At 43.9% G+C, this 24,102-nt stretch carries 24 protein-coding genes and 1 pseudogene; 6 read left to right on the plus strand and 19 right to left on the minus strand.

Features of this window, described 5'->3' with window-relative positions:
- Positions 1-40: 40 nt before the first annotated feature.
- The 12 genes from KGF88_RS08375 to KGF88_RS08425 form a co-directional block, all read right to left on the minus strand.
- The gene (locus tag KGF88_RS08375; RefSeq protein ID WP_110076037.1) at positions 41-343 is read right to left on the minus strand and encodes a HigA family addiction module antitoxin; all 303 of its coding nucleotides are present in this window, start codon (positions 341-343) and stop codon (positions 41-43) included.
- Between the two features lie 286 nt (positions 344-629).
- Positions 630-875, minus strand: coding sequence for a YcxB family protein (locus KGF88_RS13930; protein ID WP_153827411.1), 246 nt, complete (start codon positions 873-875; stop codon positions 630-632).
- A 198-nt stretch (positions 876-1,073) separates the two neighbouring features.
- Positions 1,074-1,412 carry a type II toxin-antitoxin system HicB family antitoxin gene (locus KGF88_RS08380; RefSeq protein WP_110076035.1) on the minus strand — a complete coding sequence of 113 codons (339 nt, stop codon included), beginning with the start codon at positions 1,410-1,412 and terminating at the stop codon, positions 1,074-1,076.
- Positions 1,409-1,663 (minus strand): type II toxin-antitoxin system HicA family toxin, encoded by a 255-nt coding sequence (locus KGF88_RS08385; protein WP_153827410.1) that lies wholly within the window; start codon positions 1,661-1,663, stop codon positions 1,409-1,411. The genes KGF88_RS08380 and KGF88_RS08385 overlap by 4 nt, the downstream gene beginning before the upstream one ends.
- Before the next feature lie 158 nt (positions 1,664-1,821).
- Entirely contained in the window at positions 1,822-2,400 is a 579-nt protein-coding gene (locus tag KGF88_RS08390; protein WP_034733594.1) for a hypothetical protein, read from the minus strand.
- Positions 2,401-2,478: 78 nt separating this feature from the next.
- Positions 2,479-5,097, minus strand: coding sequence for an AAA family ATPase (locus tag KGF88_RS08395; RefSeq protein WP_153827357.1), 2,619 nt, complete (start codon positions 5,095-5,097; stop codon positions 2,479-2,481).
- A gap of 108 nt (positions 5,098-5,205) precedes the next feature.
- Complete coding sequence (locus KGF88_RS08400; RefSeq protein ID WP_153827358.1) at positions 5,206-5,553, minus strand: hypothetical protein; 348 nt, start codon at positions 5,551-5,553, stop codon at positions 5,206-5,208.
- Positions 5,554-5,641: 88 nt separating this feature from the next.
- On the minus strand, positions 5,642-6,469 hold the full coding sequence (locus KGF88_RS08405) for a macro domain-containing protein (RefSeq protein ID WP_153827359.1): 828 nt from the start codon (positions 6,467-6,469) through the stop codon (positions 5,642-5,644).
- A 2-nt stretch (positions 6,470-6,471) separates the two neighbouring features.
- On the minus strand, positions 6,472-6,975 hold the full coding sequence (locus tag KGF88_RS08410; protein WP_162014648.1) for a TIR domain-containing protein: 504 nt from the start codon (positions 6,973-6,975) through the stop codon (positions 6,472-6,474).
- A gap of 58 nt (positions 6,976-7,033) precedes the next feature.
- Complete coding sequence (locus KGF88_RS08415) at positions 7,034-9,235, minus strand: hypothetical protein (RefSeq protein ID WP_153827360.1); 2,202 nt, start codon at positions 9,233-9,235, stop codon at positions 7,034-7,036.
- Between the two features lie 116 nt (positions 9,236-9,351).
- Complete coding sequence (locus tag KGF88_RS08420; RefSeq protein WP_153827361.1) at positions 9,352-9,873, minus strand: hypothetical protein; 522 nt, start codon at positions 9,871-9,873, stop codon at positions 9,352-9,354.
- A 98-nt stretch (positions 9,874-9,971) separates the two neighbouring features.
- On the minus strand, positions 9,972-10,352 hold the full coding sequence (locus KGF88_RS08425) for a VOC family protein (RefSeq protein ID WP_153827362.1): 381 nt from the start codon (positions 10,350-10,352) through the stop codon (positions 9,972-9,974).
- A gap of 300 nt (positions 10,353-10,652) precedes the next feature.
- On the opposite strand from KGF88_RS08425, the pseudogene KGF88_RS08430 reads away from it, so the two are divergent.
- Positions 10,653-11,156 (plus strand): annotated as a pseudogene (locus KGF88_RS08430) (phage integrase N-terminal SAM-like domain-containing protein); the annotation flags it as partial.
- A gap of 181 nt (positions 11,157-11,337) precedes the next feature.
- Here the strand turns inward: KGF88_RS08430 and KGF88_RS08435 are convergent.
- The 6 genes from KGF88_RS08435 to KGF88_RS08460 form a co-directional block, all read right to left on the minus strand.
- Complete coding sequence (locus tag KGF88_RS08435) at positions 11,338-12,558, minus strand: pyridoxal phosphate-dependent aminotransferase (RefSeq protein WP_153827335.1); 1,221 nt, start codon at positions 12,556-12,558, stop codon at positions 11,338-11,340.
- A gap of 105 nt (positions 12,559-12,663) precedes the next feature.
- Positions 12,664-14,559, minus strand: coding sequence for a nucleoside-diphosphate sugar epimerase/dehydratase (locus KGF88_RS08440; protein ID WP_257119920.1), 1,896 nt, complete (start codon positions 14,557-14,559; stop codon positions 12,664-12,666).
- Positions 14,560-14,905: 346 nt separating this feature from the next.
- Entirely contained in the window at positions 14,906-15,970 is a 1,065-nt protein-coding gene (locus KGF88_RS08445) for a hypothetical protein (protein ID WP_153827336.1), read from the minus strand.
- A gap of 374 nt (positions 15,971-16,344) precedes the next feature.
- The gene (locus tag KGF88_RS08450; RefSeq protein WP_202912531.1) at positions 16,345-17,295 is read right to left on the minus strand and encodes an SDH family Clp fold serine proteinase; all 951 of its coding nucleotides are present in this window, start codon (positions 17,293-17,295) and stop codon (positions 16,345-16,347) included.
- A gap of 287 nt (positions 17,296-17,582) precedes the next feature.
- Positions 17,583-18,281 (minus strand): hypothetical protein, encoded by a 699-nt coding sequence (locus KGF88_RS08455; RefSeq protein WP_153827338.1) that lies wholly within the window; start codon positions 18,279-18,281, stop codon positions 17,583-17,585.
- A gap of 117 nt (positions 18,282-18,398) precedes the next feature.
- The gene (locus KGF88_RS08460) at positions 18,399-18,722 is read right to left on the minus strand and encodes a hypothetical protein (RefSeq protein WP_153827339.1); all 324 of its coding nucleotides are present in this window, start codon (positions 18,720-18,722) and stop codon (positions 18,399-18,401) included.
- 237 nt (positions 18,723-18,959) lie between these two features.
- Here KGF88_RS08460 and KGF88_RS08465 point away from each other — a divergent pair, with 237 nt between their 5' ends.
- From KGF88_RS08465 to KGF88_RS08485, 5 genes are all read left to right on the plus strand, one after another.
- Positions 18,960-19,691 carry a sulfotransferase gene (locus KGF88_RS08465; RefSeq protein ID WP_228759589.1) on the plus strand — a complete coding sequence of 244 codons (732 nt, stop codon included), beginning with the start codon at positions 18,960-18,962 and terminating at the stop codon, positions 19,689-19,691.
- Between the two features lie 99 nt (positions 19,692-19,790).
- Positions 19,791-20,300 carry a phage tail protein gene (locus KGF88_RS08470; protein WP_153827341.1) on the plus strand — a complete coding sequence of 170 codons (510 nt, stop codon included), beginning with the start codon at positions 19,791-19,793 and terminating at the stop codon, positions 20,298-20,300.
- Between the two features lie 15 nt (positions 20,301-20,315).
- On the plus strand, positions 20,316-20,849 hold the full coding sequence (locus KGF88_RS08475) for a phage tail protein (RefSeq protein ID WP_153827342.1): 534 nt from the start codon (positions 20,316-20,318) through the stop codon (positions 20,847-20,849).
- Between the two features lie 12 nt (positions 20,850-20,861).
- Positions 20,862-21,395, plus strand: a complete 534-nt coding sequence (locus KGF88_RS08480) for a phage tail protein (protein ID WP_153827343.1) — start codon at positions 20,862-20,864, stop codon at positions 21,393-21,395.
- A 335-nt stretch (positions 21,396-21,730) separates the two neighbouring features.
- Positions 21,731-22,648, plus strand: coding sequence for an IS5 family transposase (locus KGF88_RS08485; RefSeq protein WP_153827427.1), 918 nt, complete (start codon positions 21,731-21,733; stop codon positions 22,646-22,648).
- 216 nt (positions 22,649-22,864) lie between these two features.
- On the opposite strand, the gene KGF88_RS08490 is transcribed toward KGF88_RS08485, so the two are convergent.
- Positions 22,865-24,082: a sugar-transfer associated ATP-grasp domain-containing protein gene (locus KGF88_RS08490; RefSeq protein WP_153827402.1), complete on the minus strand. Its 1,218-nt coding sequence runs from the start codon at positions 24,080-24,082 to the stop codon at positions 22,865-22,867.
- Between the last annotated feature and the right edge of the window lie 20 nt (positions 24,083-24,102).

Genomic DNA, 24,102 nt, shown 5'->3' on the forward strand with positions numbered 1-24,102 from the left:
GGAAAAGCGGCCACTGTGCAGCCATTGGTTATGCCCTGTGTCAGACCTCTGATTCAGCACTCCACGGACGAATATTCTTCAACTGATCCTCAAGGGTCTCTTTCGCAACCTCAGTGTCATAGGCAGCCTGAGCTCGTAACCAATAGCCATTGGATAAACCAAAGAAGCGGCAAAGTCGCAGGTCCGTGTCTGCGGTTATCGAACGCTTCCCAGCAATAATCTGACCGATCCTCTGAGCAGGCACCCCGATATCTTTAGCCAAACGGTATTGAGAAATATCCATCGGCTCAAGAAACTCTTCCCTCAGCAACTCTCCTGGCGTTACAGCTTCAATATTACGCATCAGTTACCTCCTAATGGTAATCAACAATTTCAACGTCCTCCGCACCAGCCTTGGTCCAGCGGAAGCAAACCCGGAATTGCCGAATTTTCCTCAAGGCAATTCGCTCAAAATTGACGAAGCGTCTGACGCGTCGTCCGCTTGCCAGCTTCTCGGTATCCTTACCCTTGAACGATATGATCATGGGCCAATAAGCGTTAACCCCAAGAAGGGCATCTAACGCTCGCCTAAGCGGCGAGCAACTTGTTGCGAGTCCAGCGGCTGAAAGCCGCGATGCTTTAGGCGTTTGTTAGGCTTCGACACGGGTTAAGATTCCTTCAAACTCCCGACGCTCTTCAGTGCTGAAAACTCGATATGGGACGGGCATCGCGCCACCAGAACGCAGATGAATGAGATAGGTACCTGAGAGGCTGTTTACAGCTGATACTTCATCCCACCCACAGGACTTGACACCTACTTTAGATTCGCGAGTAAGCCCGTCTTCGCTAAAGGTGAACTTGCAGGTGCCTACCTTTGCAACTTTTATCTTGAACATTATGGGAATGAAAACTGCTGAGAAAGCCCTCTCAATAATAGGCCAGTTCCACGGAAAGTATCAATTCGGAGGCTTCTGCATAGCAGCCAAATGTAAAGGAATAAAATCACACACCATACGTTTGTACTCAGCTAGTTGGTACTCTACAGTAACGCTAATCATGTCGCCGGAATGTTTCATAGTGAGCCTAACATTTGATTAGCCGGCATTTGATAATTCCTTCTGCAACGCTTCTTGAGCTAGCTTATTAACACTTTTACCCTTTACTTGCGCAGTAATAGCAAGTTGCTCATGCAGTTCAGGGGAAATTCTTAGATTAAACTTGCCCGAGTAGCGACGCCGAGGTTCAATGCTTTTTTCCTCACAAACTTCCAAAAACACACGCAAAGACTTCTTGAACTCGGCACGAAGTTCTTTAGGGTTGCGACCGTAAAAGTCCGCTCCACCATTTAAACCCAGAATTTCACCTCTGAATGCATCCAACTCAGAATCATACTCAATTTTGGCGTGATAGCCGTCATATGTCATTGTGTTCATGGCGTTATCCTATGCTGCTTTAACCACTTACGAATACTAGCTACGGCACCTTTGTCAGTGCTCGGACTTGGATGAGGACGATGAAATACTCGAACCTCACCGAAAAGCACCACAGCAACCCGGCTACCTTCACGTTCACTAACCTCCGCACCAATCTCGACGAACAATGCCTCAATGTCTCGCCATTGAACATTTCCACTCACAGGGCGGGCAAAAATAGCCTCTAAGGTTTTCTGATGCTTTCGCTTCATATATAAATAGTACCACTTATTAGTACCAAATCAAGAAAGATTAACATTCCGCATTGACACGGTACTTGAGGGATGACGGCTAACGACCGCCATAAGCGGCCGAGTGAAACGAGGTCCGGCGCACGAAGTGTGTGAACTTAATGGCTTGGTTATACATGTCAGAGATCTCCTGCTTGATGAATTACTTCAGACCAAGATTTACCTGAGTGCCAGTCTCTGTATTTTGCCATCATGGGTAGGTAATGCTCAGGAATATCTGATTCCGGCGCGCCACTGTACACATACGCCATGCCTTCTCTAAACCAGTTCGGTTTCATCATGGTCGAAACTGCCCCAATTTCGGAAAACTGAAACCAATGAATCAATTCATGCTGAGTGATGTAACTTTGCCAAGACTCGGGAGCTATTACCGTACCAAGAAAAGGATATGAAATGGCCCGCTCACTGCCTCCTCCGAATGACTCATAGCACTCTGCAGTAGAGCAGTAAATGAAGTTGGGGCTCGCGCTGAGAGAAATGCGTACAGCAGCTAGATTTGCTACGGCGGACTCATACAGGTCAGCTGCTTTATCTATTTTCTTGGGGTCCTCGACGCAAATTGCGCCGTTACATTGCATCCCATTTAAATTGGGTAAAAGCAACCTAATCGGCTTTGCATACGACCAAGCCAGTGCAGGTATTAGAACAACGACAAAAATCAAAACTACCTTCTTAACCACATCGAGTCCTTTTTGCATAACGCCGCGCTCTGCGGCAAATTTGGAGCGCAGCGGAAAATTTGTCCGACAGCAGCGCATTGTTATGCATTTCCACTCCTACGCGGTTGCCTTCGCGGTCTTTCTCCGATTCTGAATGGCTTCAATAATGGCTTTCAAAGCAACGATGTCATTGCCAAAATCAGCCGCCGAGGGAACTGCAGCAGCCTTTGCCGACGATGGGTCGTGGGCCGTTACAACGTCACAACTTCGCTTATGCAGTTTTTCAATAGCTTCGTATTCGGGACGGCTAAAGCCTACAACCTCTTCAAGTGAGTCCACGCGAACCCAGTCGCGATATCGCTTCACGACGCCATTAAAAACAACGTCTTGAATTACTCTTTCGAGCGTTGCCCTTAATCGGTCATACTGGTGTCGCATATCTCCAATCTCTTTTTCATTAGGATATGCCGGCCACGTCTTCGCAAGCTTGCTCTGCGCCTGCTCAAGAGCGTTGATTCTCGCTTTATAGCCTTGATGATCCCACGGGAGGCCATCATTAACACAGCCTGGGGCGCCACCTCGCCACTCCAAAAAGAATGTTGAGTTAGGAATACGTGCTGTCTCGATCTCATCGGATAATTGGCCAAGAAATGAAGTATCGTGAGTAAACACTACTACTTGCCGATTCTTAGCCTCCTCAACCAATCTCCGGGCAACATTTTGTCGCCGCCAATGATCCAACGACGAAACCGGATCATCAAGGATAATTCCACACGAATGATTGGCGAGCGCCAATTCAGCAAAGAATGAACCCAGCGCGATTGCACGTTGCTCACCCTCGCTAAGAATCTCATCAATTTTGTTCGTAACTGGAAGATCTAGTAGAAGTTGATGGTACATCTTCCCACGGGAACTACGCTCCTTTAGCTTTGTTTTGATGTGCCCAATGCCAAGCGCTTCAAACTCTTTGTCAAGAGCCTTCCTTAACTCATCCGTTACCGCCACAGTAGCAAATTCCTTTGACTTATCAGAAATCGAACGTGTTTTTAAGGCGGGGCGACATTTCTCAAGCGAATACTTCTTTTTCATCCGATCCAACAACTCGACTACAGCACTCAAACTCTTGGCCAGGCTTTGTCTTGCAGTAAGTTCACTCAGCTCTCTTTCAAGCTTAATTCGCTTCGTTTCATCCGCCGCTCTTGTAAGCGTTCGGAAAATCCTTAATTGCTGAGCTGCAAGCTGGCGAATTCGCGTCCTTGGCGAGATATTCAAGGCAGGAACCTCTGTCCATTTTGATGTTTCGAGACACTGGAGCATAAATTCTCTACGCGCATCAATCGAAGCTTGAAAATCTGAAATTACTTGATGGATTGAGCCGTCTAAGACCTTTAGTTCTTCACTAAGGGCATCATCGGCGGCAATCATAAGATCGGCCGCCTTGATCTTAGCCTTGGCTATTTCGACCTTATTACGGGCTGCTTCGGCGGTCTTTGCGACGTCATTATGGATGTACTCATCAAATCGTTTAAGACGGTCAACCCCTGATTCGGGTAAATTTTCCTGGCACAACGGGCACACTTTACCCTCAGTAGATTGAGGAAACTCCTCTCTCGGATAAGCTGCTTCAGTGGAGTAGCGCCGTGCGGCGTCAAAAAGAAGCTTCCATACTTGCTCTCCAGTCCCTGGAAGTAGTTCTTCACCGGCGCACAATGCATCGGCAGCTTTCTTCTCAGCGTCCTCCGCTGAGATCTTTTCATCATTTATTTTCTGAAGTTTTTCAAGAGCGTCTGAACTAACCCATTCCAAAGGTTTGGCTAGCTTGTCAGCGAAAGCTTTCAGTCGCATCATAGAACGCTTCGACTCTTCCGCTTTAGCCAGAGGATTACCCTCCTTGAGAGCATTCTCAAGCTGGGCAATTCGCTTAACATCGCCTTCAGTGATGGTTCCAAGCGAAGTAATAGTTTCTGTGTTTGACTTGATCGAAAGGTTTGCAATGATTCTCCCAACCTCGGTATCGCCAAGAAGGTGGTCGAACGGCAATCTACTTACATCAATCCCATTAATCTCTGATTCGAGCATCTCTGAGAGTTTTGGGAGAACTTGGTTGGCTAGACTTTCAATAATGTCAAGGCCGTATGGTAAGTAAGCAACATCTTGCTCCGCCGTGATATAGGAGCGTGCACACTTGGAATCAAAGACTGAGATTGAGGAGAGCTGGTCCGGTGAGGTTGTGTCGCGCGTCCAATAAACTTCATGTGACACACCCATTACCTTTACATCGAATTTTGCGGTGGGCACCCTCTTAGAGGCCATCGGATCATTTGCATCGGGGTGAACAGGCTCAGATTGATCTCTAGCCCGACAAGCTCTTTTCATAACACGAGCATAGCCCGACTTGCCCGAACCATTTCCTCCATAAATTACAGTAATGCCAGCTTCGGAGAAGGTTAGAATACGATCACTCGGAATCTGATTGACGTTTTGTAAGTCTCTCAAAGCGACTAGAGTAACTTGCTCCCCTGGGGCAAGTTCAACAGGAAGGTGTTCTTTAGCCAGTGGTATCGGAAACAGTTCATCATCACTCTCTATACCGCAATTTTTCTTAAGAAGTGCGTATAGCTCGGACAGGTCAGTGTCGGTCAGTGCTGATTCCTGCTGGAAGAGGCGACGGCATGCATCTCGTTGCCATGACTGAAGAGATTCAGTCCACTTTAATATTTGATTAAGCAGGGTCATCCATTTCCTCTCTTGATTTCGTTGTTGGGGAGCCAAATCTGTTTCTCTTGCATAATCGCAATAAACAGCACGAGCGTCCGGCGACCGAAGGGAGCGAATTTGATGGCTTTATAATGCATTGACTTCAACTGTCAAGCCTAGCGACAACGTATCAACCACATCTTGTTGGGCCTGTGAATCCACAAACTCCGTGTTACATGGGTTATTTATTCGCGTTACTTTTCCGTTCGATTTTTCGATATATTTTTTTGAAAATTCGATGATTGCCTTGAATGCAGCCTGAGGATCAGTGTGCTGCCCCATCGTATGATAAGCACTATAAAGAGCATTAAAGGTCGGGTCGTATATCACCGCCTCAGCACCAGAAATCGCATTCTGCGGATTGGGCACAACCACATGAGCGGAGATTTTTATTCCGTTGTCCGAATAAATGTCTACTTCTTGTATTGGAATCATATCCTCTCCTGATTTATGCATAACGCTCGCATTTGCGGCTGGGTTGTAGCGCAGCGGAAAACCAGTCCGCCAACATGCGCTTGTTAAATCAACTCTCTGCTGAGCCCACATTATTTCGGCTTGGGCTTTGTGGTGCATACTGACAGTGATGCTCCAAAAATTTTGTTATTTTATCTATTTTTAGCCCGTATTTTTTTACATCCTTTGGATGAACTACAATTCTAATGCCTTCACAAAACGAACTATCAGTAATCGCAACAAGAAAAGATAGAACAATTTCTTGGATAATCTCTTCCCTTGGCTCAGAAATTCTTGAAAATCCTGACCCAAGAACAGGGACATTCAAAATACATTTTTCAGCGTTTAACGACAAATATACCCAGAGTCCGCCTAGAGAAGCTCGTAAGTTTTCCATGTTACTTCTCGCCACCCCAGCCTCATTCATTTCCGCGATAGCACAGAAATATGCAATTCTGTTATTACCACGAACCGTAACGGTCGTACCAAAATCAACTGGGCGATTGGGCTGCTGAGAATTAACCTGATCATTAATGGACCGAATATCACTGAAATACTTTGACGAGAACAAACCTTGAACGCTTGTTTTGGATATTAACGTTTGGCTTGTTTCAAACGTGGTGTTTGAGCCCACTATTATCGGACCGTCTTGTTTGAAGATGTCACCGATGACTAACTCAACTGAAATATCGCGACCATCAACAAGATATGAGAACCTTTTTTTGGGCCGAAGTCTTACAACGCATATTATTATAGCCGCCAGTAAGAACACCCACCAAAACGATCGCATTTTTTCCGCGTTTTCTTCACCTCCGAAATAATCAATTATCTCGACTATCAACCACAGAGCACCAAAGACGCTGAGTATAGTGGATACTATTGCTTTAAATTTATCCATGCTCACAGCCCTAACTGCTGGTACACATTGCCTTTATAGTAATAAGGGCCGGTGTGCTGTTGTCCGCGATGTTTCTTGTGGCTATCTGGCCAATTATCTAGCGCATATCGAATAATTGATTGATTAAAAGAAACATGCATTGCTAAAGCGGTTTTCGCGGTTGGTGGACACCTGCTCTCATCCATAGACCTCTTTCCATTCAGGTTTACCACTATTATTGGCAAATCCAATCTTATAGCCTGCTCAACCTCCCATTTGACAAACTTAGTTAAATAGCGAGTGCTTTCTCCAACAAGGAGAATAAACGCTTTAGAGTTCGCAAAGCGTTGTCTTAAATTTGCCTTTATCGATTGTTCCTGACTCGTATCACGAGACGTATTCAAATCGTGAGCGTCATGAAAATTAAAGCTATCGTTATCTCTATCTCTCCACGCTTTCATTAGATAGTAGTAGCGAATGTCCTTATCACCATCAAAGGCTACATAGGTTTTGTTTCTGTAGGCCACTATTCCCCCTTAGATTTAACGCCGCGCTCACCGGTAAATTAGTAGCGCAGCGAGTGATTTATCTGCGTGCAGCGCCTTGTTCAGCGTCTACTGCGTTTTGTGTTATTTTTCCATATCGCCTTTTCATTCGATCACATGTATCTCTCACCTTCCGTCTAATTACGTGTTCAGGCTGACCTTCATTTTTTTCCCGAACTCTATTAGCTATTTCTATCAATTCTCTCGGCATATACTCTGATGCATCAGCCTCAAAAAACAGAGGGAGCAACTGCTCTCGATCTCTACTAAAGTTCGATCTTGAAGGGCCAAATGACAAAGTGTTAGCTAAAAAATCCAATGACATTAATGGGGATGAAGGTGGCCTCTCAAACTCTTCTTTGAGTTTATTCCTAATCTTCCAAGCTAAGCTATCTATCGTCAGCCACCAGTGCTTATACCCCAACTCGGAAGATTGTTCGTTTTTGCGCATCCCTATTACACCTACGTAACTTTCAACATCATGCTTTATTAAGGCTTCGGTTACTGTTTCGTCGAAATTGCCATTGCCATTGCCATTTTCGTTTCTTCTTCCCCGATGAGCCTCAGACCACAGCGCTTCTATACGAAATCTTGTCTCCTCATCGACCAATTTAAGGGCGTCAACCAAAGGTTCAACCGAAATTTTAAAATGATGTTTGAGGTAGTCTTGAATATCATCTTCAGGCCTATATTGGCCATGAAAAACCTCGGTAGAAGATGCAAATTTGCTAGGTTCGTAACCCTGCTCAACAAAATGGTAGTATAAAAAAGGAACTCTTCCGTTCCATTGTTTTATATTCCTTCTTGAGCAAGTAATCGATATGTTGATGTGTTGCAATACCTCTCTGATCACACCATTAGTGACGCATAACTCAACACCACTTTCTATTAAAGAAGAAGCTATATTAGTATATTTTTTATCTTGTTCTTCTCGATAGAAGGTTTCTACCAACAAAGGCAATACAATTGTCGTATCAAGCCAAATTTTTCCATGACCAAATATTTTCTTTGTAACCTTTTGTACGTCTGGGGTTTGTCGCAAAAATGAGTAAAGCGTATAAGTATCAGAGATCTTCTTAAGATGGGTTTTTACTGCCAACAAATCAGAACTTAATATTCTTGCTACTACATTCAAGGCAATATCAGGGAAGTGGGCTAAATATTGGGCATTTGAAGGATATTTAGATAAATCTTCAAATATACAGTTTTTGAGCGTATTGTGGTCATTTAAACTTATGTTGCCACTCACTACAGAGGAAGCAAATGATTCGCCAGATTTAATAAGATAGCTATCAATTATTCTCAGTATTCTATTTGACATTTCCTCAATATTTTCGTCATTTATGTGATCATTTTCTTCCCTCTCATTCTCTACTAGCCTTTCGATTTCATTAAAGAACTCAACTTCATCGCATTCAGTTTCAGCAATGCGTACCTGTATTCGACATGCCTCCTCGTGAGTTAGGCAGAACTCATCTTCTTTGGTCCAATGCCGAATTACCCTTTTATTTAGCCTGTCGAGGGCACTATCAACATACTTCTTAATCTCATCTGTTTCACTAGAGGGTATGAAAGTGACAACTTTTTCTAGAACAGTGCTACGAGCCATTCTATTTTCTGAATTGGTATTTCTTAGTGCAGCTCTAACAAGTGACTCAAACGCAATTTTAGTCAGCCCTTTGTCCGTGCTCTCATCTTCCCACTGCATTCCTAAATATGTTAGAGCTGCTTTTGACTCTATTGAGGTTAAAGCTGGCCTAGATTTTTCAATAATTGCTTCAGACTCTAAAAGCGGTCTTGCAATAACATCAACCAATCGAGAGGCACAACTATATTTATTGTCATCCAGTTCATACCTTTCCAAAAACCAACTTTTATCTCGAATATCTAACGAAACACCTTTGTTCAAACACTTTTGTTTTAATGCGTCGCCTTTAGCTCCGATTTGTTGGTTGGTACAATAGATTAAAACTCTTATGTTATCGAAATTTTCTTCAAGGCGATTTATCGTCTTCATTACTTTAGCGTCAAAGTCTTTGGTAACTGAATATTGAACCGCTACATATGTATGTCCGTCCGAAGAGAATAGCTCAGAGTCACGCCCACCATCACCACTTGGAGATGCCATTGTCCGAAGAGACGTAAGCTCTGATGCCAAAAAACCAGAACTAAGCTCTTCGAAATATTCCCAATCTGATGGCCTTGTTTTATCTAATGCCAACTCAAATAGCTTTCTATTCATACTAATCCTTGATTTATGACTTTGATGCTAACTAGACGCTGAACGCCGCCATAAACGGCGCGAGTTTACGAGCGTCCGGCGACCGAAGAGAGCGAATTTAATGGCCTTGTTATGCATTACCGCTCCACGACCCACTGCACAATCCTATCTTTATAGGATGATATGTATTGCAAATTCGGACATGGATCACCGTTAAATAAAGATAGCGTATATGATATTGCAATATCACCATACGCAATATCCATCACTAGCTCTGACACTTGCCTGATAAAATCTAATTCGTCAATTTTCGTATCTAAGCACCCCTCAAGGCCTTTAGACAAATCATGTGCAACTGTATTTCTCGCCTTTCTTGCATCGTGGAGAACTACTGATATGTCATCCGGCAACCCTATAGATTTAATGTTCCCGTTTAAGGTGCGATATTCTGAGCTTAGCTTTTGCAGATAGTCGTTGTATTGTGGCTCCGTCATGCGTGACGTTGAGAGAGCATCTTTTTTGAGCTCTAGCCCGATTGCCGCTGCTTCGCACATTGAATCGAATCGCGTAGCGATGATTAGAGCTCTTCCCAATATCGCATGCAGCTCATCAGTATTGTCTGTTCTTTCGAAATCTGTAATGAAGATATCAGGATTCATAGTTCACCGAGATGCATAACGCCCAAATTTAGCGCGGAAAGCCGCGCAGCGGGTTGACGTCGCAGCCAGCGATTTTTGCTGGCAATAATATTTGTTTGTTATACACGCTTTTCTACTTTCCATGGCGGATTTAAACGATTCTCGCCAGCCCAATAAAGTTTAATTTTATTACCCGACGGGTCGTGAAGAATAGCCTCTTTCCACAAGTACCTTTGTTCTGTTGGTGGTTGCTCAAAGCTAATGCCTTTATCAATGAGAGTTTGACAAAGTTCATCAAGATTTTCATGCTCAAAGTAAATTACAGAATGGTTTTCGAAATTGTCGCTTTCTAAAGACAAAGAAAACGTCGAATCACCATCTGGACATGAAAACCGCGCATAATGTGGCGTGTCTACTATTTGAGTAAAGCCAAGATTGAGATAAAACTGAACAGCTTTATCCATATCTTTTACCGGCAAAGTAACCTGATTAAGTTCCATCTAACCCCCGAGTGTATAACATTTGTGTAGTGTGCTGGCACATGTCGTAATCGTTCGTTTAAATTGGTAACTCACCAAAAACAATACAAAAACCATCTAAAAAGTCGCCTTTTACTGTCAGCAAAGTAAGCACGCACACTTTGCTGTTCGACTACGCCTGGTAACACTATTTTTGTTTAAATTATGTAATTGAAAATAGGGCATATTTATCCTACATGCAAGCTTTAAGTGTGCGACTTTGAGCCGTGAAGCGTGCCGATTGATCGATTATGCTTAACTCACGATTATCAAAAATCATGGATGTTAATGATGGCGAGCCCTTTTATTGAAAAACTTCGCGCTGATATGCGATTACGTGGCTATAGCTTAAAAACTGAGAAATCTTATTTAGGTTGGATACGGCAGTTTATCTATTTTCATAAAAAACGACATCCTATTGATATGGGAGCGGAAGAGGTGAAGGCCTTTTTAAGTTGGTTGGCGAATGAGCGCCATGTTGCTGTTAATACGCAAAAAGTTGCTCTAAATGCTTTGGTGTATCTTTATCACAAAGCGCTGAATCAAGAACTAGGTGATCTTAATTTTAGCCTTGCTACTAAACAGCGTCAGTTGCCTGTAGTGCTCACACCTGAGGAAGTTCAGCGCATTTTAAACCAGCTTAGTGGTCGAAATAAGCTGATTATTGAACTCCTATACGGTAGTTGTTTAAGAGTAAGTGAGGCGCTTCGTTTGCGGGTTCAAGATATCAATTTTAGTCATTCTGCACTTACGATTCGTGACGGTAAAGGCAAGAAAGATCGGCAACTTCATCGATAGATTTAGCTGACGCGCGTTCAATAATGATGCGCCGGTATACTGCTGTAAGGTGATGGCTTGGGTCAAAACTCAGCTCCAGAAACGACAAAAGCGGTATCCGATTAAGATACCGCTTTTGCTGATGAAGCGCTAGCGCTTGAGGAACTTGCAGACCCACCTCCGGACCCTGCTACGTAGCTGGGGCCGCAAGTCTCTCTTTCAAAAACCGGGCAATCCTGCTGATTGCTTCATGTAGGTCATCAATTTTAGGTAAGAATACCATGCGGAAGTATTGGTTGCTGGCAAGGTTAAAGCCGCTACCTGGCACTACCAAGACTTTTTCTTGTTGCAGTAATTGCATGGCAAAGTCTTGATCGTTTTCTATGGGATAAAGTTCAGGATCTAAATGTACGAATAAGTACATGGCTCCTTGAGGGCTATTTACCGAGACTCCAGGAATCGCATTAAGATGCTCGACCGCAAAATTGCGTTGTTCATATAATCGCCCTTCTGGCGCACATAAAGCCTCTATCGACTGGCTACCACCCAAAGCTGTTTGAACGGCAAGCTGCGCTGGAACATTGGCACACAGCCGCATACTTGAAAGTGTCTCTAGCGCATTAAAAATGTCACCGGCTTGATCTATCGCACCACTGATGATTAACCATCCAGACCGAAACCCGGCTGCTCGATAAGCTTTTGATAAGCCATTAAAGGTAAAACAAAGCACTCGCGGGTTAAGTGCCGCTATCGAAACGTGCTCAGTTTCGTCAAATAATACTTTATCGTAAATCTCATCAGAGAACAGAAGTAACTGATGAGTTTCAGCAATGTCTGCGATGGCTGTTAGTAGAGCTTTACTGTAAACAGCACCCGTTGGGTTATTCGGGTTAATCACCAAAATAGCACGTGTCTTTGCCGTAACCTTGCTAGCAATGTCTTTAACGTTTGGGGCCCATTGATTTGCAGGGTCGCATTGATAGTAGACCGGCTTGCCACCAGCTAAGGTTACTGCCGCAGACCAGAGCGGATAGTCTGGCGATGGAATGAGCACTTCATCATCTGGATTCACGATAGCTTGAGTCACCAAACTGATGAGTTCAGAAACGCCATTCCCCATAAAGATATGCTCATGGGTCACCCCTTCAATGCCCTTACGTTGGGCCTCTTGCATGACCGCTTTACGTGCCTGAAATAAGCCTTTGGAATGGCTGTATCCCTGTGCATGAAATAGATTTTCTGCAATGTCGCTAACAATTTCTTGGGGGGCGTATAGCTCGTATGGCGCCAGATTACCAATGTTGAGACGAATAATCGGATGTCCTGCTTTTTCCAAACGTTCAGCTTCTTGCTGCACAGCTCCTCGAATATCGTAACGAATATTCTGCATTCTCGTTGCTGGAGTAACCATGTATCTATCCTTGTTCAGAGTAAAGTGAGGAACTTGCAGACCCACCTCCGGACCCTGCTACGTAGCTGGGGCCGCAAGTCTTTCAACTAAGTTTTTCAACTCAAACTAACGATGCAGCCACAACAAATCATTCACCTCACTTTCAGTAGGTGCGTACCCGCAAGGGGCGCTGAGTAGCAGCGCGCGCAGTTCATCAATTTTGAAGTTTTGGCAGGCGTCGTCCAGCGCGTCCAGCAACGCAGACATTTCATCCCAGGGTAAATAAGCTTCTTGGGCTTGGCAGATGCGTGGGTGGGCGCAGTCGATGACATTGTCGCCGATCAGCAGTTCTTCGTAGAGTTTCTCGCCAGGGCGCAGGCCACTAAAGGCTATCTCGATATCGCCATGGGGGTTACTCGAATCACGCACTTCAAGGCCGGATAAATGAATCATTTTACGAGCTAAATCGACTATTTTCACGGGATCGCCCATATCCAACACAAACACCGAACCGGACGTTCCCATGGTACCAGCTTGGATCACTAGCTGAGCGGCTTCAGGGATGGTCATAAAGTAACGAGTGATCTCTGGATGGGTGACGGTAACAGGGCCACCCTCGGCTATTTGCCGTTTAAATAGAGGTACTACGGAGCCAGAAGAACCTAACACGTTACCAAAGCGTACCATGCAGAAGCGAGTCGCTACGTCAGAGCGTGACGCGAGCCCCTGCAAGACTAACTCTGACAAGCGTTTGGTGGTGCCCATCACATTGGTGGGGCGCACCGCTTTATCTGTAGAAATCAGCACAAACTGTTCAACGCCTGAGGCAATCGCTGCTTCCGCAGTATGCCAGGTGCCGAACACGTTATTACGCACGCCTTCTACCATGTTAAATTCAACCAGCGGTACATGTTTATAGGCCGCAGCATGGTAAACCGTTTGCACTTTAAAAGCGCGCATCACGGCTTCAACCCGGTTGCGGCGCTGCACCGTGCCTATCATCGGATAAATCGGTACTGATAAGCCCAAACGCGCGGACATCGCACGGAGTTCGTTATCGATGCTGTAAAGGCCGTACTCGCTAAGTTCGTAGAGTACTAACGCGGCTGGCTTTTGTTGCAAGATTTGACGACACAGCTCAGAACCAATCGAACCGCCGGCCCCCGTAACTAAAACCACTTTGCCACGAATGTGTTGCTGCATCAGCGCTGGCTCTGGGTCTACCGGGTCGCGGCCCAATAAATCTTCGATGTGAACATCTTGCAAGGCATCGATGGCTAAATCGCCATTCACCATATCGGCCATACCGGGTACCGTTTGTACCAGTACGTTAAGCGATTCTAATGATTCTAAAATTTGTTTACGCACCGAACGTGGTGCAGACGGCAGCGCCAGTAGAATGCGTTGTATGTGTGAGCAGCGCACTGCTTCAGAAACTTGAGAGGGATCGATAACAGGGATACCCAGAATCGTAGAGCGCTGCAGAGTTTTGTCATCGTCGACAAAAACTACCGGATGAAACTGCTCGCCATTGATTAGCGCTTGTGCCAACTGGCGTCCGGCCGAGCCAGCACCGTAAATCATCACGCGTGTTTTACGACGGCTTACCATGCGATGATACATTTCGCGCATGGCCAACCGGCTACCACCTATCAGCAGTAAACTCACCAAGCCAAAATTAACGATGGCATCGAACGGTAAACTGACACCCAACAGCTGCACCAAGGCATACAACCAGATGGTTGCTACCAGCACCCCGGCAAAAACCAAACCCAGAGCTCGGATACTGACATACCGCACCACCGCACGATACAACCCTAACTTAGTAAATACCGCCAACGAGCCAACCGCTAAGCCTACGTATACCCCTGCCCACTGCCATAAATGGCCCGGCATATTCAGGTTAAACGACAAACAGTAAGCAATCACTAACGCCAGCAGTAGCGCCGCAGAATCAGCAACTAAGCTAATCACTCGTTTCACAGAGCGTGGAAGTTGCAAAAGTTGACTAAGCAGGTTCACGTGCAATACATCCTAATTGTGCAGAAAGGTAGCTCCAACACCATAGGCAATCCGCTGCCTTGGTAGGTAAAACATTGGCGCAAGTATAGCTTTGTTAACGGGGTGTTACAAGGATTTGCAAAGTAAGAAAGGAGTTTGGGGCCAGTTGGGAAACCAAGACAAAATACCGCCCATTACTTGATAGCGTGAGACAGAACGACACTAGTGACACCAATCTTGGTCAATACGTGATTCCAAAAACTCTCATCCATATATCACAAATTGACCTAATGGTGACACATTCGGTTAGTTTTGCATTAGCAATTATAGATAAGCATCCCCAGTCTATTAATTAACTCTCGTATATTTAATATGATGTTTTAGGTTCAGATATAGTCCTGCATTCAAAATTTAAAGATTCGTGAGCTCTGTTTGTGTCAATCACTATTCTTCTCTTGTTTTCAGCCTCTTTAAAATCTCGATACTTTGAGGGACGAAACGTTGCTATCGACACAATATCATTGAATTTAATGGATATACGATAACGATTTAATACTGAGCGATCTGATTCATAGTTAGTAGACATCAAAGGGGCATTAGATTCTTGATTCTGGAATATTCGAAGCACTTCTTGATAACTAGTGGTTCGCTCAAAACATAAATCATCCTTATCACGATACCCTGAATAAATTGGGACAATTGATATTTCCGAGTGATCGTGCGAGGCTATGGGTGGATTTAAATAAAGCGGTATACATACATAACATCTACGACTCGTTAACGTAACCAGAAAAACCGAGTGTTCGTGTCGTCTCGGGTCAAAGAAATGTGAAATCAACTCACTATCTGTACTTTCTACATAAAGCTTTAATTTCAGGTCGTTTTTTAGCTGCAAAGTATCTAATCCAAACTTATTAGCAACATGATTAAGTAACCGGTTGAAACTCAGCAAGTTTATTATAAATACAATGAACTGAAACGACCATGAACTAATTAACTCAAGGGCATTTAAGTCGATAACTTTAAAACTTCCCAAATACAATTTCGTCACCTGAGTTTGACTTAGATACTTCTCTATTATTCTTTCTGTTAGACATTTCTGTAAGCAATATGCGTTAAACACCGCCGCTATCACAAAAGCTGAAAGTGTTGACATTGCCGCAATGACTACAAAATTGAAAACACTTTGGGACATCGACGGATAAACTAACTCTGTTGCGTCATACAGCAGGCTAGATTTCGACGTTATGCTCCAAAATAAAATGAACAATGAAGCTGACAGAATATGTATCCAAGTACCATGCAAAACCGCTTTATAGACTAAATGATGGCCCTGATGCCTAGATACTTGGTATTTTGTACCAAGATAGTTGGAAAGAAAAATATACCCCGAAATTGTCAGGCTAAGAATAACAACTAGCGTTCCGTGCACAACAAACCTCCTACCAACTCACATTTTAAGCGAACCGTATAACTTTTCGCGGCTATTTGTCCGCTGCAATTTCATCCATCAAGGTCCGACTGCTCTTCAATGAGTCGACATTAAGTTCAATTCGATTACTTTTGTTGATAAAATACATACTGTTATTCTCATCTGAGCGCCTAGAGTCCTTGGGCAATTCAACTTTAACGAGCCCCCAAAGAAAACTAACTGATGATGCATGATCAGAACCTTTCATAGAACTCTCCCTTGAAATAATCCACCTTTGACGAACAGATTAGACAAGTATAGTTGACAATGCAATATGCCTTTTTGTAACAAACCAATGTGACTGTAGGCTGTTGCTAAAAACGAGTAGGTCCAACTCACTTTCGTTCTTTTACGTTTATTTGATTATCAATACCACCTACGTGCCACAAGTAACTTTTCTTCACAATGTGTAGCCAAATTGCCAAAGTGTTGTATACACGAAAAACTTCGTTAGCAAACTTATATTCGTTAGACTCTCTCTTAATTATAGACTCACCGAGGAGCGCAGTACATTCGTCGATATCGATTACAAACCCATGATCTTTGTAATGACTAACAAAATGGTTCGCCAATGATTGAGCATTTTGATCTTTGGGTAAGGACTTTCCTGCAAGTAACCGTTCGGCGTACTGAGCTGCAGATTCCGATACACGCTCAAAATACCCTACATCTTTTAAATTCAGCGTTTTAGCTAAATATGACGCAAACATTTCCGAGCTTTCCGGATAGTCTCGTGAAATTTCAGCAAACTTTAGTAAAGCGTTTGAAAGACCTAAAGCTGGGTATCCATTTATCTGAGGGTCAATAGGCCCTAGTTCGCTCATCAATCCCATATGGATTTCATCTGCTCCTAGCGAAACTAGAGTAGCTGCTGACTTTGCTTTTCGTGGCACTGCTACAACGAAATTATCATGACTTAAGCTTTTACAAGTCTTGCTGATCAAATATGCTGGCTCTATCTTCCCTCCACTCGAATGAACAATTAGCAAAATATCTTTTTCCTCACCGGCCTGACGAGCAACTTCATAAAGTTTGTTAGCATGAAAGCTGTCAATTGGATCATACTCGTCAAACAAAAATAAAATCACGTATTTTTCTAGTTTATATTCTGTTACTAAGGATTCTAAATGCTCTTTAATTAACTGAGTTACCTGCTCAAGGCCACATGCTTCTAACGCCTTAAAAATATCGTCATTATTATTGAAGTTAAAATTCTCCTGGGATTTATTTTGTTGTTCTTCGGATACTCTCGATACATCAGATACAGCTTTTGTTTTCTTGGCCACGTATAGTCTCCTTATATTGTATGCTGTTGATGAGTACGATAACAATCTTATCCAAACGCAACATTGCGCCTTGAACGATTTATTTCTTAAACAATCGAGTTGGTCATCATAAAACTATCAGTGGCCATGCTGACGTCGTAAAAATCGAGCTGTCTATGTTCGTTTGTGTTTGAACGCTATGAACAACTGTAACCTATCGGCAAAAATACACAGGTTACGAGCCATAAGTCACCTAGCTAGTTAAGACTAAAACATATTGATAAACTTGAATGTCTGCAAGAAGAGGCCTATGTATGGTTGCTACTATTATGCCGTCCCCCCTTATAGTTCCTATTAAACACATTAATAAATTGTAATGCGATGGTAAGCGCAACTAACAACGGCATAATCGACAATAAAAGGACCTCATATGGTTTGAGATTCTTGTCTGCTTTTAAATTCAAGGCAACGAAAACGAGCCGATTGTGGAGAGCTATATCGTTAGTAACACGGTTTTGGTGGCTTTGTAACTCAAGTAGGTATAGATTATCCATATCAATTCCATCTAGTTTTATGTAACCGAGATTATTAACAAAGCTCGCAATTATAATTTTCTTAGCTGCGTTAACCCAACTACAAGCGACTTTATACTGTTGTTCTACTTCATCAAAATTGAGAGGGACAAGGTCACTTTTTACAGCGCTACGACAAGATTTTATTTCCATCCCCTTTAAGCTTCGCATGACGTTATCTCGTTGAAATAAAATCTCTAATGTTTGGTTGTTAAAGTTTTGCTCAGAGCGAAATTGCCGAACCTCAGTTGCGACTAATATTATACTCAGCGATGCCAATCCAAGAACCATGTAGTCAAACATGGCCACTGTTGAATCTTGTAACTTACGGTTACGACGAGTTATTACAAAACAAACTGATACGGTGATGGAAAAGGCTAATATCAACGATAATAGTAAAATATTTTGACTCACCCCATACAACAACAATTCCACTTTTTAAAAGTCCTTTATTAGCATTACAGCTCGCAACAACTCTGACTACAACCTAACGGAAAAAGAATCAAAGAACAGGCACTGAAGCACTTAAGCTTCAGTGCCTGCCCCCAAAGCCTATTTTTTCAAGCAGAGAAAGCCGCCGCCTTCAATTGTAGTACCGTTGAAATCTTTTGCGCGTGGGTGATAGCCGGCTGCATAGTAACCTGCACCTAAGGTGCTGCAAACTTCCTGACCCTGAGTTTCTAAATTCGCTGGAACCGGCCCAAAGGCTGATAGATCATCCCAAACTCGAGCGCTAGGATTTTCAGCATCAGCAACAATCTGGGGCGGTGTAGCACCCGGCGCTTTACCAATGTTCGGACCTGTTGTCATACATCCACTGACAAACAGAGAAACCACTGCGAAAACAACAGCTTTTTTTACATTTAATAATGACATATTCAGGTTCTCCTTAACTGACCTCATCTGATAATAGCGCAGATTTCGACATTTTCTAGTAGCTTGCGATGTTTTTTCTGCGCCAAGAATAAAACGCCAAAAATCTATGGAGCAGCAACAGATCATGTTGATTATCCAAGGCAGCGTTCCAATTAATAAGAGCATCCTTCTGTTGCAATGGCAACAAAAAAAGAACACTATTTATCCACAATCATTTAATATGCAAAAGGTAGTCCGTTGTCACAATTTATTGTTGTTCTCGCGTACCCTCGAACGGGGTCGTCTTTGTGTATGCAAACATTGAAGCTGTTAGGTGCTCATGTGGCTGGTGAAGCAAAACGACCCGACCTAGATATTGACGGAAATCCCAAAGGTTACTACGAAGATATGCGGGTACTTGGCAAAGGCTTGAACGCCCAAATTATAAATGAATATCAAGCTATTAAAGCCCATAATATCGCTTTTAAATTATCATACGCCCCCCTTCACCCGAACCACAAACGAACGACTCCTGAACAACAAGTTGCATTTTTAAAGCAACTCAGCCCGAGATTTATCTTAACCGTTCGAGAACCCTTAGAATCAATCATGTCAGTTCAACGATGGTCCGATTCTACTTGTCCTAAAGAACAATTTATTCGTATTACCCAAAAATTAAAGAAATACAAAGAAAATATAGAGACCATATTAAAGGTTCTTCACGACAATCACTGGCTGAATCCAAACAACTGTCTAGTCCAGAATTATCATGATGCGATTCAGAATCCGACAGCTTATGTTGAACGCTTGGCTGATTTTGCTGGCCTAGCACCAAGTCATGAGCAAATAGCATCAGCGAGGGCGAATATTGACCCAGCCCTTTTTCGCTATAAAGCCAAAACATTACCCGCAAATGTTGTGGATTGGGACAGTAAAATTGGCGCTAGTGCAACCTATGAACGCTTGATACAGCCTTTACTCATTAGATAACAACACCGAATCGCGTTATGTGTTTTGCGGTTTTCTCATTTTTGCTCTATACAAATGTACGTGCATTAAATATGAACAAAAAATGAGGACGAAAAACCAATGGATTATTTTTTAGGTGAAATACGACTGTTCGCTTCCAAACGTATACCGAGGGGATGGTTAGAGTGTAAGGGACAAGCTTTACCAATCTCCAGAAATCAGGCTTTATATGCTCTCATTGGAAAAAAGTTTGGTGGGGATATGAATAATTTCAATCTTCCCAATCTGCAATATCGTGCTATTCGAAGTACAACAAATCCGTCAAGTCAGATAGGTAACCAAGGTGGCAGTAGTGCGGTTGCACTCACCTCTAACCAAATACCTTCCCACACTCATGAATTGGGCGCAAGTCACCAAATCGCAGATACACCTGTACCACAAGAACAGTCTTTACCTGCCAACACGATAGATGAATTTATACCCTTTTATGGCACCAAACTGCCCAATACGACGGGCTCATCTCGAAATTTCACCTCAGCCGGTGCGAGTGCACCACATAACAACATGCAACCTTCACTCGCCATGGTGTACTGCATTTCAACCGATGGCATGTGGCCACCCCGTCGATAAACAAGGAAAATTATTATGGCTGATTGTTATATAGGAGAAGTTCGTATTTTTGTGGGTATGCGCCCTCCCAGAAATTGGTTGTTCTGTGAAGGCCAATTATTACCTATAGCTGGCAATGAATCGCTCTACAGCTTACTTGGCACAACCTACGGCGGCGATGGGATCACTCGCTTTGCGATACCAGACCTTCGCGGTTGTGTTCCTATTGGGCAAGGACAAGATCCGAGTAGCTCCAATAACATTCATTGCGGTACCCGCATAGGCACCGAAACAGTAACTCTTTCGTCTAGTCAATTGGCAGAACATTCACACTCACTTAATACCAACACGCAATTTGACGGAACCACGGTCGCGCCAGATCGAATGTACATCAATAGTCTAAATATTGAGGCGTTCAGCAATACCACCGACCCCAATCGCCTAATTAACTTTAATCAAAATGCTGTGAGCACGGTGGGCGGCGGACAACCTCACGAAAACAGAATGCCATATATGGCACTTCACTACATGATTGCTACTCAGGGTGAATACCCCATGCCAACAGAATAGGAGCAGAAAATAATGGATGCATTTATAGGTGAAATACGAGCTTTTCCTTATGGCTTCGCTCCTGATGGTTGGCTCGCGTGCAATGGGCAAGTGGTTCCGATACAGCAATACCAGGCGTTATTCAGTATCGTTAGCTATCAATTCGGTCCCCGTAGCAGCGTGTCGTTCTACTTACCCAACCTGAATGAAAAAATTGTCATAGGCGCTGGACGCTTGGCTGAGACCGGCTCGTTATACCAGTTTGGACAAACAGGCGGACAAGATGAGGTAACCCTAACTGAGGCACAGATCCCAGCACATTCTCACCGTTGGGTTGGAGCGCGCCGCCCGGGCGAATCTAATAGCCCAACCACTGGTGTACTCGGCAATATACTTGGTTTAGTAGAATACAAGGAATTTCCACAGCCGACCATACCCACAGCTACGTTTGGTCCACAATCTATGGGAGTGACTGGCGCAAACGAGGCTCACGAAAACCGACAACCATTTTTGCAAATGGCGTATTACATCAATTATGACGGCGTCTATCCCATTCCAAGCGATTAAAATAGTCACAACATTAACGACTCGTTTTTTGCCTTAAATTTCAATTATTCTCATATATTCGCTAGCAATTTCAAAAGAGAAGTCTAATATAGTTCAAAGAGTAGACAATTGGCGCCCCTACCCTAGGGGCATAATGTAAGAGCAAAAAAGACAAGGTTAACCCATGCACCAAAACAACAATAAATTAGACTGTGAAGGTAAGCTTAACGACATAGCTAATAACGATAGCAAAGCTTCTTGGCAAGCACCTAAAGTAGGCCTTGTTGAACAAATAGCGGAACTTTCTCAGTTAGCGTTGATCAGATCGCCAAACCACGCTGATACTAGACACCGCAATGAGCAAAGCAAAATACCGAGTTAAAAACTGGTCTGAATACAACAAAGCCCTTAAACAACGAGGCTCAGTGACGTTCTGGCTGGACGAGAAAGCTATCGCTCAGTGGTGGCATGATACACCAAACGGCAAACGTGGCAGAGACCTGACATACAGCGACCAAGCTATCGTCACGTTCATGATGCTTCAGGCTGTGTATAAACTCAGCTTGCGCAGTACCGAAGGTTTCTTAAACTCCTTGTTTAATTTGATGAATGTGCCGCTAAAAAGCCCTGATTACAGCAGTGTCAGCAAGCGGGCTCGGACGGTGAAGGTGAAAATACCACGCCCGTCAGGTCCTGTAGCACACGTGGTGTTTGATGCGACCGGACTAAAAGTATTCGGTGAAGGCGAATGGAAAGTGCGCAAGCATGGCCAAGAAAAGCGTCGTACTTGGCGTAAACTCCACCTAGGCGTAGACGTCGAAAGCCAACAAGTCGTGTGTGAAGAAGTCTCTCTGGTTAATGTCGGAGACAACGAAGTTCTCCCGAAGATGCTAAAGAAAATGCGTCGTCGAAAAGTAGGCAAGGTAACCGGCGACGGAGCCTACGACACCAAAGAATGTTACCGGGAAATAGCCCGTAAAAACGCAATACCATGTATACCGCCGCGCAGCAACGCTAGATACTGGCGTGGAGACCACCCGCGAAACGACGCAGTTAAAGCCTTGAAGCAAGGCCAGTTAGCGCAATGGAAGCATGATACCGGTTACCACCAGCGTTCATTAGCGGAAACCGCGATGTGGCGGTTCAAAAGCCTGACCGGCGAGCGGTTGCGTTACCATAGTTACAACGCGCAGGTCGGAGAGGGTTATGTACGGGTCGCCGTACTTAATAAATTAACCCGCCTTGGCATGCCCGTGAGCGAAATGGTGCGTTAACCCTAGGTGGGAAAGGGGCAATTTTACCCTCGGTACGGATTTGATCAACAAGGCCCCTAAAGTAACTCAAATCACGGCTCGAAACACCGAAGGTAAAAATTGGACTGCGGGAGGCGAAGCCTCAGAATGGCAAGGTCCTAGCTAACCCCACAAGCGATTACTGCTCAACGTGGCAACCTGTGAACAACGGGTGATACATGACACATGAAGGCGGGGCTAAACGCTTGGGCTATGTTGGGGTAGCCCCGCGCAACTCACCATATCCAAGTAGTCACCGTCAACTAGACCACCGCGGCCTTGGGTTTGTAGAACGCTCGTCCCCCAATTTAAATTACCCTCAATTAATATCGGGCCCTCATCAGTCAAAGCAACATCCCAACCAACTGACTTTAAATCAGCAACTTCAGCATGAGCCCGAATCGCTAAAACAACAAGATCAGCCCAACAGGGTAACGTAAAGTTGTCTAACTCACCAACACGACCATCAGTAACGTCAATTGCGTAAGGCTTTACAAATACTTGATTCAGAACCGGAAGTTCAAGGTTAGCTCGCCACGCCCTAAAACCTTTGGCGGTTCGCAACGTAACAATGCGAATCACCACTAAGTCATGATTGTCGTAGAATGGCGTTAAATCTGGGTGACTCACGAGTTTCGGTTGCTTTAAATAAGAGGTCGAACACAAAGCCTCATTCAAATAGCTCCGTATTGCCGTTAAGCCCTTGCGTTGAGTTTTACCATCTTTACTTCGCAAATGCGCTTCGCCACATTCTGTCCACTCGATTATAAGACAGCCTTTTGCTTGTGATGATATTTCCGGCTTAAAGAACAGCGCTGGTCCCGCTGCCAACTCCACAACAGTATCAGACGTCACTTTTTCAGTCGGTATCACGGCAAGACCGGCCTGCGCCATTGCCTGCGCAAACTCCAGCTTACTTGATATAATTGCCGACGAACGCTTGCTATACCCCTCCTGCAATACCATATGCCAATGCGGTAGCACTTGGTTTGGTACATATGCCCACCAATCATTACGCGCTAGCTCTGCAAAATTTAACGAAGAAAACGAAACCGGAGCCAAGCCGCGCAAATAGGCAAAGAATGATTGCTTCATATAATGAAGAAATGTTAAGCCTGTTGAAGGCTGGTCGACTGATTTTGAACATCGCCTTTTAATCAAATGCCGAGTGTAAAACCATGGCCCCCAAATGAAATACCAAACCAACAAACTATAAATAACACCAAATACATATAACGATCGGGGAATTTGCGGCCACGCTTGAAGAAAAACTTTTTTGTGCAATTTATAAGCACTCATGTTTAAATCAGCCCAACCCATTGGAACGAAAAAGCGCCAGCTTACTAATGTATGCGGTATTGTTCTTTTTATAATTCGTTGGTAAAAGAAATTTAGAAATTTACTCAAGGCAGTCAATCCACTTAAAATGGGTTAAA

The sequence above is a fragment of the Idiomarina loihiensis genome (genome assembly GCF_024584785.1).
In the GTDB taxonomy this organism is placed as follows: domain Bacteria; phylum Pseudomonadota; class Gammaproteobacteria; order Enterobacterales; family Alteromonadaceae; genus Pseudidiomarina; species Pseudidiomarina fusca.

Excerpts from the sequence above, each read along its gene's own strand:
- KGF88_RS08385 (WP_153827410.1), bottom strand. The coding sequence starts at position 1,663 with ATGAAGCGAAAGCATCAGAAAACCTTAGAGGCTATTTTTGCCCGCCCT.
- KGF88_RS08460 (WP_153827339.1), bottom strand. The coding sequence starts at position 18,722 with ATGTCATTATTAAATGTAAAAAAAGCTGTTGTTTTCGCAGTGGTTTCT.
- KGF88_RS08380 (WP_110076035.1), bottom strand. The coding sequence starts at position 1,412 with ATGAACACAATGACATATGACGGCTATCACGCCAAAATTGAGTATGAT.
- KGF88_RS08485 (WP_153827427.1), top strand. The coding sequence starts at position 21,731 with ATGAGCAAAGCAAAATACCGAGTTAAAAACTGGTCTGAATACAACAAA.
- KGF88_RS08425 (WP_153827362.1), bottom strand. The coding sequence starts at position 10,352 with ATGGAACTTAATCAGGTTACTTTGCCGGTAAAAGATATGGATAAAGCT.
- KGF88_RS08420 (WP_153827361.1), bottom strand. The coding sequence starts at position 9,873 with ATGAATCCTGATATCTTCATTACAGATTTCGAAAGAACAGACAATACT.
- KGF88_RS08475 (WP_153827342.1), top strand. The coding sequence starts at position 20,316 with ATGGCTGATTGTTATATAGGAGAAGTTCGTATTTTTGTGGGTATGCGC.
- KGF88_RS08400 (WP_153827358.1), bottom strand. The coding sequence starts at position 5,553 with ATGATTCCAATACAAGAAGTAGACATTTATTCGGACAACGGAATAAAA.
- KGF88_RS08435 (WP_153827335.1), bottom strand. The coding sequence starts at position 12,558 with ATGGTTACTCCAGCAACGAGAATGCAGAATATTCGTTACGATATTCGA.
- KGF88_RS13930 (WP_153827411.1), bottom strand. The coding sequence starts at position 875 with ATGTTCAAGATAAAAGTTGCAAAGGTAGGCACCTGCAAGTTCACCTTT.
- KGF88_RS08415 (WP_153827360.1), bottom strand. The coding sequence starts at position 9,235 with ATGAATAGAAAGCTATTTGAGTTGGCATTAGATAAAACAAGGCCATCA.
- KGF88_RS08390 (WP_034733594.1), bottom strand. The coding sequence starts at position 2,400 with ATGCAAAAAGGACTCGATGTGGTTAAGAAGGTAGTTTTGATTTTTGTC.
- KGF88_RS08405 (WP_153827359.1), bottom strand. The coding sequence starts at position 6,469 with ATGGATAAATTTAAAGCAATAGTATCCACTATACTCAGCGTCTTTGGT.
- KGF88_RS08470 (WP_153827341.1), top strand. The coding sequence starts at position 19,791 with ATGGATTATTTTTTAGGTGAAATACGACTGTTCGCTTCCAAACGTATA.
- KGF88_RS08375 (WP_110076037.1), bottom strand. The coding sequence starts at position 343 with ATGCGTAATATTGAAGCTGTAACGCCAGGAGAGTTGCTGAGGGAAGAG.
- KGF88_RS08395 (WP_153827357.1), bottom strand. The coding sequence starts at position 5,097 with ATGACCCTGCTTAATCAAATATTAAAGTGGACTGAATCTCTTCAGTCA.
- KGF88_RS08480 (WP_153827343.1), top strand. The coding sequence starts at position 20,862 with ATGGATGCATTTATAGGTGAAATACGAGCTTTTCCTTATGGCTTCGCT.